General features: G+C 47.1%; 10 protein-coding genes. All 10 read left to right on the top strand.

The genetic code is table 11. The features are described 5' to 3' along the window. Positions 1–99 precede the first annotated feature (99 nt). The 10 genes from ACMHYJ_RS00080 to ACMHYJ_RS00125 all read left to right on the top strand — a co-directional run bounded on the left by ACMHYJ_RS00080 (position 100) and on the right by ACMHYJ_RS00125 (position 14597). Positions 100–522, top strand: a complete 423-nt coding sequence (locus ACMHYJ_RS00080) for a hypothetical protein (RefSeq protein WP_414244158.1) — start codon at positions 100–102, stop codon at positions 520–522. Between the two features lie 114 nt (positions 523–636). After that, complete coding sequence (locus ACMHYJ_RS00085; protein WP_414244159.1) at positions 637–1044, top strand: sugar 3,4-ketoisomerase; 408 nt, start codon at positions 637–639, stop codon at positions 1042–1044. Continuing rightward, the gene (locus ACMHYJ_RS00090; RefSeq protein ID WP_414244160.1) at positions 1041–2777 is read left to right on the top strand and encodes an HAD-IIIC family phosphatase; all 1737 of its coding nucleotides are present in this window, start codon (positions 1041–1043) and stop codon (positions 2775–2777) included. The genes ACMHYJ_RS00085 and ACMHYJ_RS00090 overlap by 4 nt, the downstream gene beginning before the upstream one ends. 9 nt (positions 2778–2786) lie before the next feature. Beyond that, positions 2787–3020 carry an acyl carrier protein gene (locus ACMHYJ_RS00095; protein WP_414244161.1) on the top strand — a complete coding sequence of 78 codons (234 nt, stop codon included), beginning with the start codon at positions 2787–2789 and terminating at the stop codon, positions 3018–3020. Beyond that, the gene (locus ACMHYJ_RS00100) at positions 3010–3600 is read left to right on the top strand and encodes a GNAT family N-acetyltransferase (protein ID WP_414244162.1); all 591 of its coding nucleotides are present in this window, start codon (positions 3010–3012) and stop codon (positions 3598–3600) included. Before ACMHYJ_RS00095 ends, ACMHYJ_RS00100 begins: the two co-directional genes overlap by 11 nt. 30 nt (positions 3601–3630) lie before the next feature. Continuing rightward, a complete protein-coding gene (locus tag ACMHYJ_RS00105) occupies positions 3631–4350 on the top strand; it encodes a class I SAM-dependent methyltransferase (protein WP_414244163.1) in 720 nt (239 codons plus the stop codon). 8 nt (positions 4351–4358) lie between these two features. Next, a complete protein-coding gene (locus tag ACMHYJ_RS00110) occupies positions 4359–5492 on the top strand; it encodes a DegT/DnrJ/EryC1/StrS family aminotransferase (protein WP_414244164.1) in 1134 nt (377 codons plus the stop codon). A 36-nt stretch (positions 5493–5528) separates the two neighbouring features. Continuing rightward, on the top strand, positions 5529–11123 hold the full coding sequence (locus ACMHYJ_RS00115) for a glycosyltransferase (protein ID WP_414244165.1): 5595 nt from the start codon (positions 5529–5531) through the stop codon (positions 11121–11123). Between the two features lie 4 nt (positions 11124–11127). Then, positions 11128–12609, top strand: coding sequence for a glycosyltransferase family 2 protein (locus tag ACMHYJ_RS00120; RefSeq protein WP_414244166.1), 1482 nt, complete (start codon positions 11128–11130; stop codon positions 12607–12609). A gap of 74 nt (positions 12610–12683) precedes the next feature. Continuing rightward, positions 12684–14597 (top strand): HAD family hydrolase, encoded by a 1914-nt coding sequence (locus ACMHYJ_RS00125; protein ID WP_414244167.1) that lies wholly within the window; start codon positions 12684–12686, stop codon positions 14595–14597. The last annotated feature ends 71 nt before the right edge of the window (positions 14598–14668 follow it).

The following is a 14668-nucleotide window of genomic DNA, read 5'->3' on the forward strand; positions in this document are numbered from 1 at the left end:
TACACTGAGGCGATAGCGCTGCTGATACTGTCGAAAAAACCAAACTATCGGAGGCGCCGACGGGGACGACTGATTCCTCTGAAGACGAAGCAGATGACCATGACAATGATTGATGAAGCGGTCAATGGTGACGTTTGCCAGTCAAAGGCGAGTGAGGTGCTGGGTTTAGCTTACCTGGCGCCTAGTGCCAAGGGACTGGGGGATGGTCGCAGAGAGACTCAGAGGCGGCTATGTAGATATGCGCTGACGAACAGAGAAAAGCGAGTGATCTCTGTCGCCTGCAACAATCTGGAAGACCAGCACTTGCTGCCTTCGCAGATTGTGCCGCGCCAAGCTGACTTTGCTACGATTGATCAGGCCCGTCGTCGGTGGGCACTACGCTTCGTGGCCTGGCACAACATCGGGCACCGCTATAGTGGGGTTCAGTTTTGGCACTGCGGGACAATGAAACGTGCTATGTCTGATCGCGCCGGGAAGGTTGCGAAGCACGCACTTGGAGCCCGAGACAAGGTGTTTGGCTAAACTTGCAAGCTGAAGATAGTATTCAGCTGCGGGTATTGAAACGTGCAGCATAAAAATGGACATTATGGTTGACAAACGTCGAATGAGCGAAATTATGCTTCTGTTGAGGTGAAGATGGATTTGATTAATTGGGTGGATTTCCCTCCATTGGGAGATGCTCGTGGCTCATTGGTTGCGTTGGAGGGGAATAAAACGGTCCCCTTCGATATCAGACGAGTCTATTACCTGTTTGATACTAAGGCGGGGGTGTCGCGCGGCTTTCATGCTCATCGGCGTTTGCAACAGGTGGCTGTTTGTGTAACGGGAAGCTGCCGAATGGTGCTGGATGATGGTGTTAGGCGCGAAGATGTATTGCTCGATTCCCCCGTGCGAGGATTGGTTATCAGAAGTATGGTTTGGCGAGAGATGCATGATTTCACGCCGGATTGCGTATTGCTTGTGCTGGCCAGTGAGCACTACGATCCGGCGGATTACATCCGCGATTATCGGCAGTTCTTATCAGCGTTGGATGGGGAAGCATGATGTCTCGTATTAACTGGGTTGATGATGCTCTTGTTACGGCAAGTACTGAAGTTCAGTCTAAGCTTGTAGACCGTGCTCTGGCACGCTTCAAAGCGCAGGAGATTTTGTTCTCGGCAGAACCATCCAGGCTGGACATTCAAAACCTTGCGTTGCCGTTTGGTGTGTTTGAGCATCACCGTGTCAATGTCTGGCGCAACCAGAATTTTGAGACTTTCGAGGGTTTATTAAGCCCCTTCCTGAATTACGCGAGCCTGAAGATTGATTTTTGCATCAATGGGTATGATGACACACTGGATTTTTCCCAATGGAAACCGGCGGCAATTGAACTCTTGTGGCTGGATAGTTCGCGGTACAGTAGCCGGATGGCCTTTGAGGAATGGGCAGACTGGTTGCGCGACCGATTATTGGATCTTCGATCTAAAACGACTGCTCCTATCTTGGTGGCAAGCTGGGTTGCGTGGCAAGAAGATGCTGGCAGTCAGCAGTTGGAGACGCTTGCTGCCAGTATGCCGGGCATATATGTTGTGGATCTTGATGCTGCGTGCCGAGAGGATAATGTCATCTTATTGGATCCCCGGGTAGCAAAAATTTCTGGCTCTCCCATTTCGCGTTCTGCTCAGGTGACTCTGGCCCGCCGGTTGGGCTGCCAATGGATTCCCGGGCTGCTGCTGCCGCCAATCAAGGCAGTAGCGGTGGATCTGGACAATACATTGCACGCCGGCATTTTGGGAGAAGATGGGGTCGAGGGAGTGCGGCTGGAAGATGGCCATGTGGCTTTTCAGAAAGCACTGTATGCATTGAAAACAAAAGGGATATTCATTGCCCTTGTATCTCGCAATGAGCGCGAGGATGTTAGGTCGTTGTTCGCACGGAGAGCTGATTATCCCGTGCGCTGGGATGATTTTTCTGTGATTGAGGTTTCCTGGGGCAGCAAGGCTGATGCACTGCGTCGAGTCGCGCAACAACTTCGTATTGCACTGAATGCTGTGCTATTCATTGACGATAATCCGGGTGAATTGGTGAATGTAACAGTCGGCTGCCCTGATGCGCATACACTGTTTGCTGCCCCGACTGGGGCACAGGCATGGCGGGCATTGCATTATTACCCTGGTTTGTGGCATTGGTCTGTATCGGCCGATGATGCTGGTCGTGTTCAAGATATGAAGGCCAATGCCGAGCGTGACAAGCTTGCTCGGGAGATAGGAGACGCAGGGCAGTATTTTCGAGAACTGGGCATTACTCTGGACGTGCGTTATAACGCCGTTGCCGATCTCCCGCGTTTAGCAGATTTGTGTCGCAAAACCAATCAGTTCAATCTGGCATTGCGCCGTTACAATGACGTAGACTTGGCTGCTTTCCTGGTGCGCGGTGATGCATGTGTTGCGGCAGTTTCGCTTACTGACCGTTTATCCGACAGTGGCACGATAGCCGTCTTGGTTGCGGTACGAGAGCATGACGTACTTGTTGTCGAGGAGCTTTGTATCAGTTGCCGAGCGTTGGGCCGCCAGCTTGAGGATACGATTGTGTTTTCTGCGGTGCGCGGTATGCCTCTGTTTTATGGATGCAGGCAGGTTAGGTTCCATATTGTTGAAGGGCCACGCAACCAGCCGGCTCGGGATTGGTTTAATAGTGCGGAAAATCGTCTTGGGGGCAATTTCGGAAGTAGTGAGTTGCAGGCGGATATGCTTGCGAATTTTGTGCCGCCCGCAGGTGTAGCACTGACATGGGAATAAGGAGATAGCATGGATCGCCAGCAAGTTGAATCAGCTGTGGTTAAGATCGTCAGTACCGTGCTGAAAGAGCAGATTAGTCTAGAAGCATCACGTGCGGCATTGTCTACGTGGGATTCTCTCAAGCATGTGGAAATCATGTTTGCACTTGAGGACGAGTTTGGTATTGCTTTTTCAGAAAAAGAATTGTCAGATCTGGACAACGTATCAGAGATTATTGATAGGATCGTAGGTGATGAGGCATGATATTTGTGTAGAAGGCGCAGGCTTTCGTTTGCGCCCTGTGGCTGATAAAGATGCTCCCCTGATTTTAGCATTGCGCAGCGATCCTGATCTAAACCGTTTTTTGCATGTTACTCCTCCCTCGCTTGAAAGCCAGTTGAATTGGCTGTCTGCATATTATGATCGTCCAGGGGATTATTATTTCGTTGTGGAGAGCCGTTCTTCTTCAGAGGCTCATGGTTTAATTTCAATTTATGAAATTGATTCTTGTGGTTTTTCTGCGGTGTGGGGCCGTTGGATTATTAAGAAAGGCTCACTAGCTGCGGTTGAGAGTGTGGCCTTGATGTATTTTTGCGCATTTGAAACTTTGGGTCTAAATAATGTTCGTAGCCAGACTGTTGTGGAAAATAAATCGGTAGTTGCTTTTCATGATTCTTGTGGGGCCAAACGGCTCAATATTTTACCAGGGTACTTCAATATTGATGGGTCCAGTATGGATGCAATTGAGCATCAAGTTGATGTCCAATTGTGGAGATCGACGGTTCATATGTATCTTGATGGGTTGTCTAAGAAAATTGCTTTACGTCTTAATTTCGAGAGATAAAAAGCCTTTCCAGTGAAAATAGGAAAACTAATGAGTAATGATGAAAAATCTCGTCTAGAGAATATATCTAAAGAGTCTTTATATGCTGCGGGAGCAAATACGGATTCAATTATATATTCGTTTTTGATTGCGCGTCGCCACTTCCGCGGCTCTACGCTGCTCGAAATGGGGCCGGCTGAAGGAGTTATGACACAAAGGTTAGTGACGTTGGGAATGGATTTAACAGTAGTGGAAGGGTCTAAAAAGTTTTGCGAAGACTTGAAAAATCGATTCCCTGAGATATCTGTGGAAAACTATCTTTTTGAGGAATTCAAGCCAGCAAAAAAATTTGATAATATTGTTTTGGGCCATGTCCTTGAACATGTAGAGGATCCAGTAGAGGTATTATCGAGAGCACGTACATGGCTGGCTCCTGGGGGGCGAATTTATGGCTCTGTGCCCAATGCCCGCTCTTTGCATAGACAGGCTGCTGTCATCATGGGATTATTGCCTGCTGAGGATACGTTAAATAGCCTTGACCTCCACCATGGTCATCGTAGAGTATTTAATCCAGAAACATTCCGACAGGCCTTTTTCAAGGCGGGCTTGAATATTGACTTGTTTGGAGGATATTGGATGAAGCCCCTGTCCAACGCCCAAATTGAGGCGACATGGACTCCACAGATGATGGAGGCCTTTATGACGCTAGGAGAACGATACCCAGATATTGCTGGAGAGATTTACGTTCTAGCGACTAATCCTAATTTATAACGTCCATCATGGATCAGTCAAAATTGTTTGTGCCGTTTTTGGATCTGAAAGCAACCAATGCGCGCTATAAAGATGATTTGCTTGAGGCATGCGCTCGCGTTATTGATTCTGGTTGGTATATTGCCGGAGAAGAATTGGCGGCTTTTGAACAGGAGTTTTCTGCTTATTGTGGTGCCGAATATTGCATTGGCGTTGGTAATGGTCTAGACGCCTTGATTCTGACGTTGCGTGCCTGGAAAACATTGGGGCGGCTCAAGGAATGGGACGAGGTATTGGTTCCGGCTAATACCTATATTGCGACAATCTTAGCGATTACAGAAAATCGGCTGACACCTGTTTTGGTAGAACCGGACCCAAAGACCTTTAATATTGACCCAGAAAGAATTGAGGCTGCAATTACTCCTCGAACGCGTGTCATCATGCCGGTGCACTTGTATGGTCGTTTAGCCGAGATGCCAGTCATTGCCGATCTGGCCAAGCGTCATGGGATATTGGTTCTAGAAGATGCCGCGCAAGCGCATGGCGCAGGCTTTGGCGGGTGCAAAGCCGGTGCGTGGGGTGATGCGGCTGGATTTAGCTTTTACCCTGGCAAGAATCTGGGAGCTTTGGGAGACGCGGGAGCCGTCGTCACAAAGGATCCCGAGTTGGCTGATCGGTTGCGTGCTTTGCGAAATTATGGATCTCATGATAAGTACAAGCATGACTTTCAGGGAGTGAATAGCCGCTTGGATGAGATTCAGGCGGCGATGTTGAGGGTAAAACTGCGGCACCTAGATGAGAATGTTCGATTGCGGCGCAGGGTGGCTCAAGCTTATGTCGATAGAATCGTTTGTGAGCATATTATGCTACCTGATGTTCTGGATAGACCGCAGATCTGGGAGGCGCATGCATGGCATCTGTTCGTAATAAAGACTAATTATCGAGAACAATTGCATAAATATTTGGCGGACTCAGGTATCGGCGCTTTGGCGCATTATCCAATTGCACCCCATCATCAGGGGGCTTATAAGGGTCGATGGGAGGCGTCATTTCCTATAACGGAAATGCTGAGTCGCAGTGTGCTGAGTCTGCCGATAGGGCCCGAAATTAAATATGACGAAATCGAGGTGATTGTAGATGCATGCAATCGCTTCGTACCTTAATTTCCAGGCAAGCTTTGAAGTTTTCTGGGGGTTGGCATGGTGTATTCCAAGGCGGTGGTAGATAAAAATGGTATGTTTTCCGGCAGATTGGTCTCTATAGAAAATTCTTCAAGGTGTGACGTTTTGCATCTGTTGACACCGGGAGTGGATTGGGAGCCGCCGCCATTGGATATGGAAGGTTTCTCAAGTTACGCCAGTGCCTCTCGTGCGCGACCCATGTCCCTTCCGCAATATATGGCGATATTTCGTAATGTGCGAGTTGTGGCTGGAATATCTGCCATCCTTGATTTTGAATCTGAAGAAATTATTAGTGATGCGATAAGCCATCACCATGCTGATATCAATTTGGTTTGGTATCAGGAGCATGGGTTGGATGTTACAGATAAAGAATGCGCTCGTTGCTATGCGGGTAGGGAGGAAGCGGTTTGTATTGAACAAGCTATTTCATTGTTTTCTTGGGAGAATAGAAATTACGCGCATTGGATATTTGAGAAGCTGGCTAGTTTTTTTTGGATTCTCGGATGGCGCCTTCCTAGTGGCTTGAAATTGCTAGTGGAGGAGGGTCTTCCTCCATCTATAATTGAATCTATAGAACTAATCTGGCCAAAAGAGCATATTGTATACGTTCGCTGTGGATCGGCTGTCAATGTTCGACAGCTTTATTATTTTTCTGATTCGGCTGAAATTTGGGAGCCTAGGGCTGGATATATTTACAGTGGTATGGAATTTAGAATATGTCCAGAAGCTTTTTGCTGGCTTAGAGATTATATGCAGGGAAAGGCTTATCCTGATTCAAAAAGGGGAGGGGGAGCCTATTTGGTTCGACCTTATGGCGGTAATGGTCGTTCGATCTTGAATCAGGTAGAGCTCATATCGATGCTGAGTTGGCATGGCTGCGAGTGTGTAGAGCCTGGGCGTATGTCCTTTCTGGAGCAAGTGGTTTATTTCTCTGGGCTTGACCTAGTAATTGCGCCATCGGGGGCCGCATTGGCCAATTTGCTCTGGATGCGATCTGGTACTGTTGCTGTAGTGCTGATTGTGGATTTTCCGGTGATCCTTTATTGGTTCTGGCATTCTGCAGCAGCCGCTTTGGGCGTGCGATTGATTTATTTTCCCATTCAAGGGGTACGTCAACAAAATCGGCCAATATTCCACTGGAACGTTCGAGTGGCTGTGGACGATTTATTATCTTGGCTGTATAGAAAAAAATTGCTGCCAATCTTCGGAAGGATAAACTCTGCTGAGAGGAGGGAGAGAAACGTGACATGCGAGACTCAACGACTGGGATGTGGCATCGATGTGTCTGTCGTGATCATGTCTTATAACAATGCGGAGTTTATTGGTGAGACCATAGAATCTTCCTTGGCGCAGAGGGGGCTCTCTCTAGAGGTGATTGTAATTGATGATTGCTCACAGGATTCCAGCCTGGATGTCATTCGACGCTATGTGGGGGATCCGCGATTCCATTACTCTGTCAATGCCTGCAATTTAGGTCAGATTGGCAACTATAATCATTGTGTTAGGCAAGGGAGGGGGCGCTATGTAGCGGTTCTTGGCTCTGATGATTTTCTTTATCCAGGGCATCTGGCTTCTTTATGCCAAGCCTTGGATGAGAATCCTTCTTCCATGCTTGCCTATTCTCAGTGCAATTGGATTGATTCGGGTGGTGATTTGATTCAGTATGCCATACATCCAGGTCACCGACCGACCTCTTATCGTGGAGGCCGTGACGAGATTGTTGAATTATTGACTTATGATTGCTATATTACCCCGTCTGCAGTGGTTCTTCGTCGATCGATGCTCGATGATGTTGCTCTTGAGGATGGCGCTTTAGTCCGAAAGGGTATGATGGCGGGAGACTGGGATCTCTGGCTCCGTATTGCTGGAGTGCATCCTGATTTTATATTTATGCGGCAGGCTAGTGTCGGCTACCGAGTTCATGGCGGGCAGGTTTCTAGAGAATTTTATGCAGATGCCCGTCCCTTGCATGAACATACGTCAATTCTAGAGTACTGTTTAAAAGACACTAATGCTTTAATGCGTATGAGAGTGTCTCCGTTGCCAATTTGGCATTTGTATCAAAAGAGGTTGAATTTTTATTCGAGTGCTTTCTGTCAAGAAGTTGCTGAAAGAGAAAAATTTATCAGCAGAAAGCTCTTTGAAGATTTGACATCCCATTGGGATGAAAACGGCCCGTTTTTTTCCGTTATTATTGTTCTCAATAACAATTCAGATCGCATTCAAGAAATATTGGCTAGCCTCCAGGGGCAGGTGTATCACGATTTTGAGATCATTCTAATGGATGCTGGCCCAGGCACCGTGGAACATCTATTACTTGATTATGATTTGCCCTTGACTTATGTCAGATTGCCCAATGGCTTGGGGCTTTCTGTTGCTCGTAATGCAGGGCTGAAACGCGCGCGTGGCCACTATGTTGCTTTCCTGGATGATAATGGCGCTTATCTTCCTGATCATCTAAAACTATTTGCAGGTATCTTAGAAAGGTATCCAGAATCTGTTGTATATTCTGATGCGGTTTATATCGAAGAAAAATTAGAAGAAGGTCAGCGCCTAGAGTTTAGGCGGTCCTATTTGCCTACTCATGATGGCTTTGGCCGTGATGATTTGTATGTTCAGAACTATATTCCTAGTAGTGCTTGGGTTTTTCCGAGAGCGGCTGTTTTTCAGATTGGAAATTTCGATGCGGGCCTAACCGCCTTGGAAGACTGGGATATGTTGCTGCGCTTGGCAAAAAATTACTCTATACATAGCACTTCTCAGGTGACGGTGGAAATTCGATGCAATGAGAGCCTGCCACTGAATATATTAAAGCCCCAAAGCCATGTGTTGCCGCTTTACCAAAAAATGTATGCTCGCTATCCAGTGAACCATAGTGTCCGTATTCAGGCAGAACGTAATAGCATTTTGTCTGGGCAGCCTGCTTCTGAGGCTCTGTGGGGAACAGCAGACTGGTTATCTGATCGGACGCCCCCGGCTGCTCGCACTCGTATGGCCATGGCTTTATTGAAGGCCAATCCGCATGTCAGCACATTGGGCATAGTGATCATAGCTGAAAATAATGAAAGCCCGCAGCTGTTGATGGATACTCTGGAAAGTCTGAAAACTCAGCATCAACCAGTCAATAAGGTTTGGCTTGTAAAGGAGGAATGCCTGAGTATAGATTTGACAGAGGAAAGCGTTGATGTCCTGAGTGGGACGTCCTTTTGGGTTCGGCGATTGTCTGATCGGATCATGCAAGGCCAGTCCCCTGACTTTCTCTGGGTATTGTATGCTGGTGATCGGCTGGTGCCCCATGCCACGCTCACGGTAACCGAATATTTTATGCGTCAACCTGATCCGTTGGTGTGGTATGTCGATGAGGTGGTGTTGAGATCGGGGATGTCACCCTCTTTGGCGTTAAAGTGCGATTTCAATGCCGACCTCTTATGCAGCTATCCTTATGTTGGTAGGAGTTTGATCGTCAGTAGCCGGGCTGTCCAAATGATGGGGGGCTTGGACGAAAAAAATACAGATCTTGCGCTGGTGGATTTTCTCTGGCGTGTCGTAGAGCAGAATGGCAGAGCCATGGTGGGTCATGTGCCAGAAGCATTGCAATATAGCACCGTTGATCCCACAGAGTGGGCGGGTGCTGCTGATGTTGTAGATCAGGCAGTGGATGTGACTAGGTCGCATTTTTCGAGGATTAAAGTCGACGTTAATGTTAATCCAAAATATGACACAGGGATTTCTCGTGTTGATTACCGATTGTTAACTAAGCCAATGGTTTCAGTCATCTTGTCTGTCAATACGAAGCGGTCTTCTTTACAGGGCTTTCTCGAAAAGTTTAAAAAAAATACTACTTATACTTGTTATGAGCTGTTGATTGTTGATTGCAGTGAAGATCGGATCGACATGACGAATCTTCTGTTGGGCCTAGAGAATCCTTGGGCGAATCGGATTCGTTTCCTGAAATGCCCTTATATACCTGATCCAGCCGCAGCGGGTAACTTTTCTGCTGCTCAAGCGTGGGGTGATGTTCTGCTGTTTTTCGGGGATGACGTCTGCTTTTCTGATGACGTCCACCTTGACTGGTTGGATCGCTTGCTGGGATTGGCGCTTAGGCCCGATGTTGGATTAGTAGGCACCCGATTTGATCGGCTAGATGGCAAGGCGGTCGATCAGTGCGGGCAGGTTTTGGGGCTGAACCATGGTGTTGGTGCTGGGTTCAGGGGGGTGTCGTCGCATGATTCTGGATATATGAATCGCCTGATTTCTCAGCATAATGTCAGCGCACTCGATGTGTCTTGTTTAATGATTAGAAAAGCAGTTTTTGATGAGTTGGGTGGATTCGATGCTGAGGCTTTTCCTACTCATTATTATGACAGCGACCTGTGTTTAAAGGCTGCTCAAGCAGGTTATTTATTGGCTCTTGAGCCGGATACGGGCTTATTGCGCGAGAGTAAGATAGAATTCTGGTCGATGGGAGATATGCAGCGGGCCGTGCCGGATAACGAGCATTTGGTTCGCTTGCGTAAGCGGTGGCTACCTCAATTGGCTCAAGACCCGAGTTATCATCCTTCATTTGGTAAATTTTCTCCAGGATTTTGTTTGAGTCGAGAGGCATCTCGACTCAATGTCCCTTTGCCGGGGAGGCCGTTGCCAGTTGTGCTTGCGGCGCATGCGGATTGGCAAGGGAGCGGCCATTATCGAATTCTTGATCCTTTCAAATCAATGGTGAATGAATCGCGTGTGGATGGAGGGTTAGGAATTGGTTGCTTTGATTTGATAGATGCTGCGCGGATTAGACCCGATGTGATCGTACTGCAAGGAGCATGGGCTAATGATAATGTTCTGATTCAAGTGCAACGTTATCGTGAATTAAAAGATGTTAAGATTGTTTTGGAATTTGATGATTATCTACCTAATATTCCTACCAGAAGCATTTCTCGCATCATGATGTTCCCTAGCGCGATAAAAAAAATGCATGATCTGATGAGCTATGTCGACTGGGTGGTTGTTTCTACGCCGATGCTGGCTCTAGAGTATGCAGATTATCATTCTGATATTCGGATTGCCATGAATGGCTTGTGCCCTACTCGGTGGCGCGATCTGTCCAGTCGACGGAAGGCTGGCAAAAAGATGCGAGTTGGTTGGGCGTGCAGCTCAGGCTACGCTGTGGATTTGGCACCGATACATTCGGTGATCTCAGATCTGCAGGATGAGGTTGATTGGGTATTCCTGGGTGATAAGTTGGATGGTGTTTCTTGCGAATTCCATCCTAAGGTGCCGATGGATCGTTATCCAGAAAAATTGGCTAGCCTTAATTTAGACTTGGCTGTGGTGCCTTTGCGGGATAATCCATATAATCGCTGCAAGAGCAATTTCAATATTCTGGAGCTTGGGGCTTGCGGCATACCGGTAATCTGCACAGATATTGAAGCATATCGAGACAACCTGCCTGTGGTTCGAGTGCCTAATCAATATGAAGATTGGATGAAGGCCATTCGGTTCTATTTGTCTGATCCAGATGCGATGGCACAGGCAGGTGATGACTTGCGTGATTTCGTCATGAAAAATTGGATGCTAGAGGGGTCTTTCTTGGATCAATGGGTAAAAGCATGGAGTATCTGATTTCATGGCGGATATAGAATCTTCTGCGTCGTTTTATTCTGATAGAGAGGAGTTCTCTCGAGCACTTTCATTGAGTCGTGCTGCACCAAATAGTACGCAAGGTATTTGGCAACCATGGGCCTATTTTAGATTAGGTATGTATGAAACTGTTTCGTCTTTAGATATCGATCCATGTAATCTTCAGTATGCGGAGCGCCAGCTTTTGCCGGCGGTGATTTCTCATGCCGCAGTGGGTAAGTCGGACTTGGTGAAATGCCTGCTCAAAGACGCGCCATGGGTGCGCTTGCCACATCATTTGCGCATTGGGGTTGCTAAACATTTGTCCAGCTATATGCCGCAAGATGCTTTGAGGTTGATTGATGCTTTAGGTAAAGAAGTTCCTGTTGTAGTTTATGTGCTGATTTTGTTGCGTGCGGGCCATAAGAATTTAGCACGTGAAATGGTCGAGCAGGCATTAAAAAATATCACTGATCGTAGCGATTTTTATAGTATTCTCCATCTTTATAGAACAATAACAGAGGAAATGTCGCCGCTGCAGCAATTAAATAGTGTGAATAAGACCTATCTTGCATATGGCTTGCCAGAGCTTGCGCTCCGAGATAGAAACTTCCCTCTGAATCCTTGTAATGTTTATTCTTCTACAGGCCATGTTTTTTCCGATGGGCCGCTGGTTTCTGTATTGATGACCACATTTAACGTGGAGGGACGTGTTTCTGCTGCCATCGAGTCAATTTTGCGGCAAAGTTATCGCCAGCTTGAGCTCATTGTGGTTGATGATCTAAGTACGGATGAGACGGCCCGTGAAATACAGGATTGGGCAGATCGAGATGCTAGGGTTTCTTTTATAAAATTGGACCGAAATGTAGGTACTTATTGTGCAAAAAGCGTTGGGTTAAAACATGCTGGTGGTGAGTTTGTGACTTGTATGGATGCGGATGATTGGTCGCATCCGATGAAGCTTGAGTTGCAAATGTATCCTCTGCTTCAGGATGACTCTCTGGTTGCAACAACATCCAATTGGATTCGTGTGTCCGATATTGGAGTGGTCGATACATTGGAAAGAGTGGATCTGGTTCACCTGAATTATTCTTCTTTGCTTTTCAGAAAAGAAAAAATAGTCACGGAGATTGGGGTGTGGGATCTGTGTGCTAGAACAGGTGCCGATGTAGAGTTTATTCGTCGTATTGCCTTAGCTTATGGTCCGTTTGCAGTCAAGAATATCTCGGCTCCTTTGTCTTTGGCGTCGCGCCGTGGGGATTCTTTGACAATGGCAGATGATGGCACCGGCTTTCTTGGTGGGGAGTTTCCTCCAGAATTATTGAAGTATATTGAGGCCTTCAATAGGTGGCATATAAATACGTTGAAATCTAATAGAAATCCTAAAATGGATGTTAGTTGGATTGATTGGGTGAAAGATCACCCCTTTGCTTTTCCATCAAAGGTGTTTTCTGATGTCAATGATGTAATTGCTGTTCTGCGTTCGTAATTTGTTTATAAAAATCTGATATCTTTAAGGGTTGATGATGAGTAGATCATTAAAAATGCTTGCTATTGTATAATATGCTCAAGCCTTCTGCCTCATTTAATTCATTCGATATTTTTGATACCTTAATCCAGCGCACTACGCTAGAGCCTGTCGGTATTTTTTTTCGGGTTCGTGAGTTGATGCGGGATTCAGGTATGGACTTCCCCAGTGGCTTGGTCGAAGACTACCCCGCCGCCCGTATGGGCGCGGAATCCAATGTGCGCTACGCCGTCCGCTCGACTATTGGAATATCAAGGGAAATTTCCTTCTTCGATATTTTCCAACGCTTGGCATCCGTTTATGGGTTGAATGCGGAACAAGTGGCCTATCTTGCCGAGACTGAAATGGCGTGCGAGCTGGCCGCTTGCCAGCCGCGGCAGGCTGGAATTGCTCAATTGCTGGGTTTATTGGATAAAAAAGAGCGCGTTGTTCTGATCTCGGACATGTACCTGCCGGAGGCTTTTATTCGTCAACTGCTGGCTCAGGCTGAACCGCGTTTGACGGAAGTGCCGCTTTACTTGTCTGCTACCCATGGGAAGCAGAAACTGACCGGAGAGCTGTTCAGCCTGGTTGCGAAATCCGAGGGCGTGGATTGTTTGAATTGGATTCATTACGGGGATAACCCGGCGGCGGATGGCGCATGTGCCGAACGGCTGGGGATCAAGCCGGTATTGCATGCCATCCCCCAGTTCAATCGCCATGAACGAATCCTTGTCCAGGATTTGGATAGCTATGAAGCGTATTGTGTTGCGGCGCTGATGGCCCGGTATCGTTTTGATCATGCGCCTTCCGCGAGGCAAGAGTTTGCGTATGCGCGTGTTTCGCTGTACTTGGCGACTTATGTTCTTTGGATACTGAACGATGCCACCAGAAAGGGAATAGAATGCCTATATTTTGTTTCCAGAGATGGCTATCATTTAAAGAAGATCGCTGATGCCGTTATCAAACAGCAGCGTCTTGATATATCGACTGCTTATCTATATGGCTCACGCAAGGTATGGCTGGTGCCTTCCTTCACGGATAGAATCGATGATGAATTTTTCCTTGGCCTGACAAGCCTGAGGCGTCCGTGCGGTTTTGGAAATGTACTGGAAGCGCTGAATATCGGATTAGATGATTTTTGCGGGATTTTTCCAGAATATTCTGGTTTTACGCTAGAGAGTCAGCTTGATCCGGCCGATGTCGCTGTTCTTGTTGATCGGGTAAAAGGGTCGGCAAAGTATTCGTCTTATCTCATACGGCAGGCATCTGCTGATCGTGTGCTGGCTTGCCAATACCTGAGAGAAAATATCAATCCAAACGAGTATTTTGCCTTTGTTGAGTTCTGGGGGAGAGGTTTCACTCAAGCATGCTTCGGCCGTTTGCTGTCTTCTGCGTTCGGCAAAGAATTGAAAACCGAATTCTATTATGCGCGCAGCGTCCATCAGAGCGATGCGCTGTTGGTTCGTAATAATTTTACGGTCAACAGGAATACGCTGATTCCCATTGAGCGGATATTTGGAAATTCTCCTTCCGGCACGGTTGTGGCCTATGAAAAACTGCAGGGGGCTGTCCAGCCGGTTACTTTTCCGCAAGATCATGATGCGGCCCTTTTTTCGGCGATGGAGCACTTGCTTCCGAGGTTCGCGGTTGATCTATGCAGCGCTGGGTTCTATGATAAAGTGGGTTTGTTTCGAAGGCTGTTTGACTGGTCCGTCAAGAGGTTTCATGAAGATTTGAATGATCAATTGGTGATTGAATCCTATGCTCATTTAAAATATTCAAATAGAACCTTTGAGCCAGAAACAGAGTTTGCCCCGCCGCTTGGTGTCAAGGATATTTTCGATCTGGTGAAGGGGCGCTCGATTTCAACCGAATCGGTTACGGTCTCCTTGAGGCGCAGTCGCTGCTACATTGTTTGGCTTTATCATTTGGCAAAAAATATAAAGTCGAAGTTTTCTGGCCTTTGATCATTGTTTTGTTTATTTCCTGAGTTTTTTTAATGCCCCGGGCATCCTCTTGTTCCTGGCCTAATGAGTGA

It is taken from the genome of Castellaniella hirudinis (assembly GCF_047468865.1).
GTDB lineage: Bacteria > Pseudomonadota > Gammaproteobacteria > Burkholderiales > Burkholderiaceae_B > Castellaniella > Castellaniella hirudinis_A.

Coding starts and splice junctions, on each gene's coding strand:
- ACMHYJ_RS00095 (WP_414244161.1), top strand. CDS start 2,787: ATGGATCGCCAGCAAGTTGAATCAGCTGTGGTTAAGATCGTCAGTACC.
- ACMHYJ_RS00115 (WP_414244165.1), top strand. CDS start 5,529: ATGGTGTATTCCAAGGCGGTGGTAGATAAAAATGGTATGTTTTCCGGC.
- ACMHYJ_RS00085 (WP_414244159.1), top strand. CDS start 637: ATGGATTTGATTAATTGGGTGGATTTCCCTCCATTGGGAGATGCTCGT.
- ACMHYJ_RS00090 (WP_414244160.1), top strand. CDS start 1,041: ATGATGTCTCGTATTAACTGGGTTGATGATGCTCTTGTTACGGCAAGT.
- ACMHYJ_RS00120 (WP_414244166.1), top strand. CDS start 11,128: ATGGCGGATATAGAATCTTCTGCGTCGTTTTATTCTGATAGAGAGGAG.
- ACMHYJ_RS00100 (WP_414244162.1), top strand. CDS start 3,010: ATGAGGCATGATATTTGTGTAGAAGGCGCAGGCTTTCGTTTGCGCCCT.
- ACMHYJ_RS00125 (WP_414244167.1), top strand. CDS start 12,684: ATGCTCAAGCCTTCTGCCTCATTTAATTCATTCGATATTTTTGATACC.
- ACMHYJ_RS00110 (WP_414244164.1), top strand. CDS start 4,359: ATGGATCAGTCAAAATTGTTTGTGCCGTTTTTGGATCTGAAAGCAACC.
- ACMHYJ_RS00105 (WP_414244163.1), top strand. CDS start 3,631: ATGAGTAATGATGAAAAATCTCGTCTAGAGAATATATCTAAAGAGTCT.
- ACMHYJ_RS00080 (WP_414244158.1), top strand. CDS start 100: ATGACAATGATTGATGAAGCGGTCAATGGTGACGTTTGCCAGTCAAAG.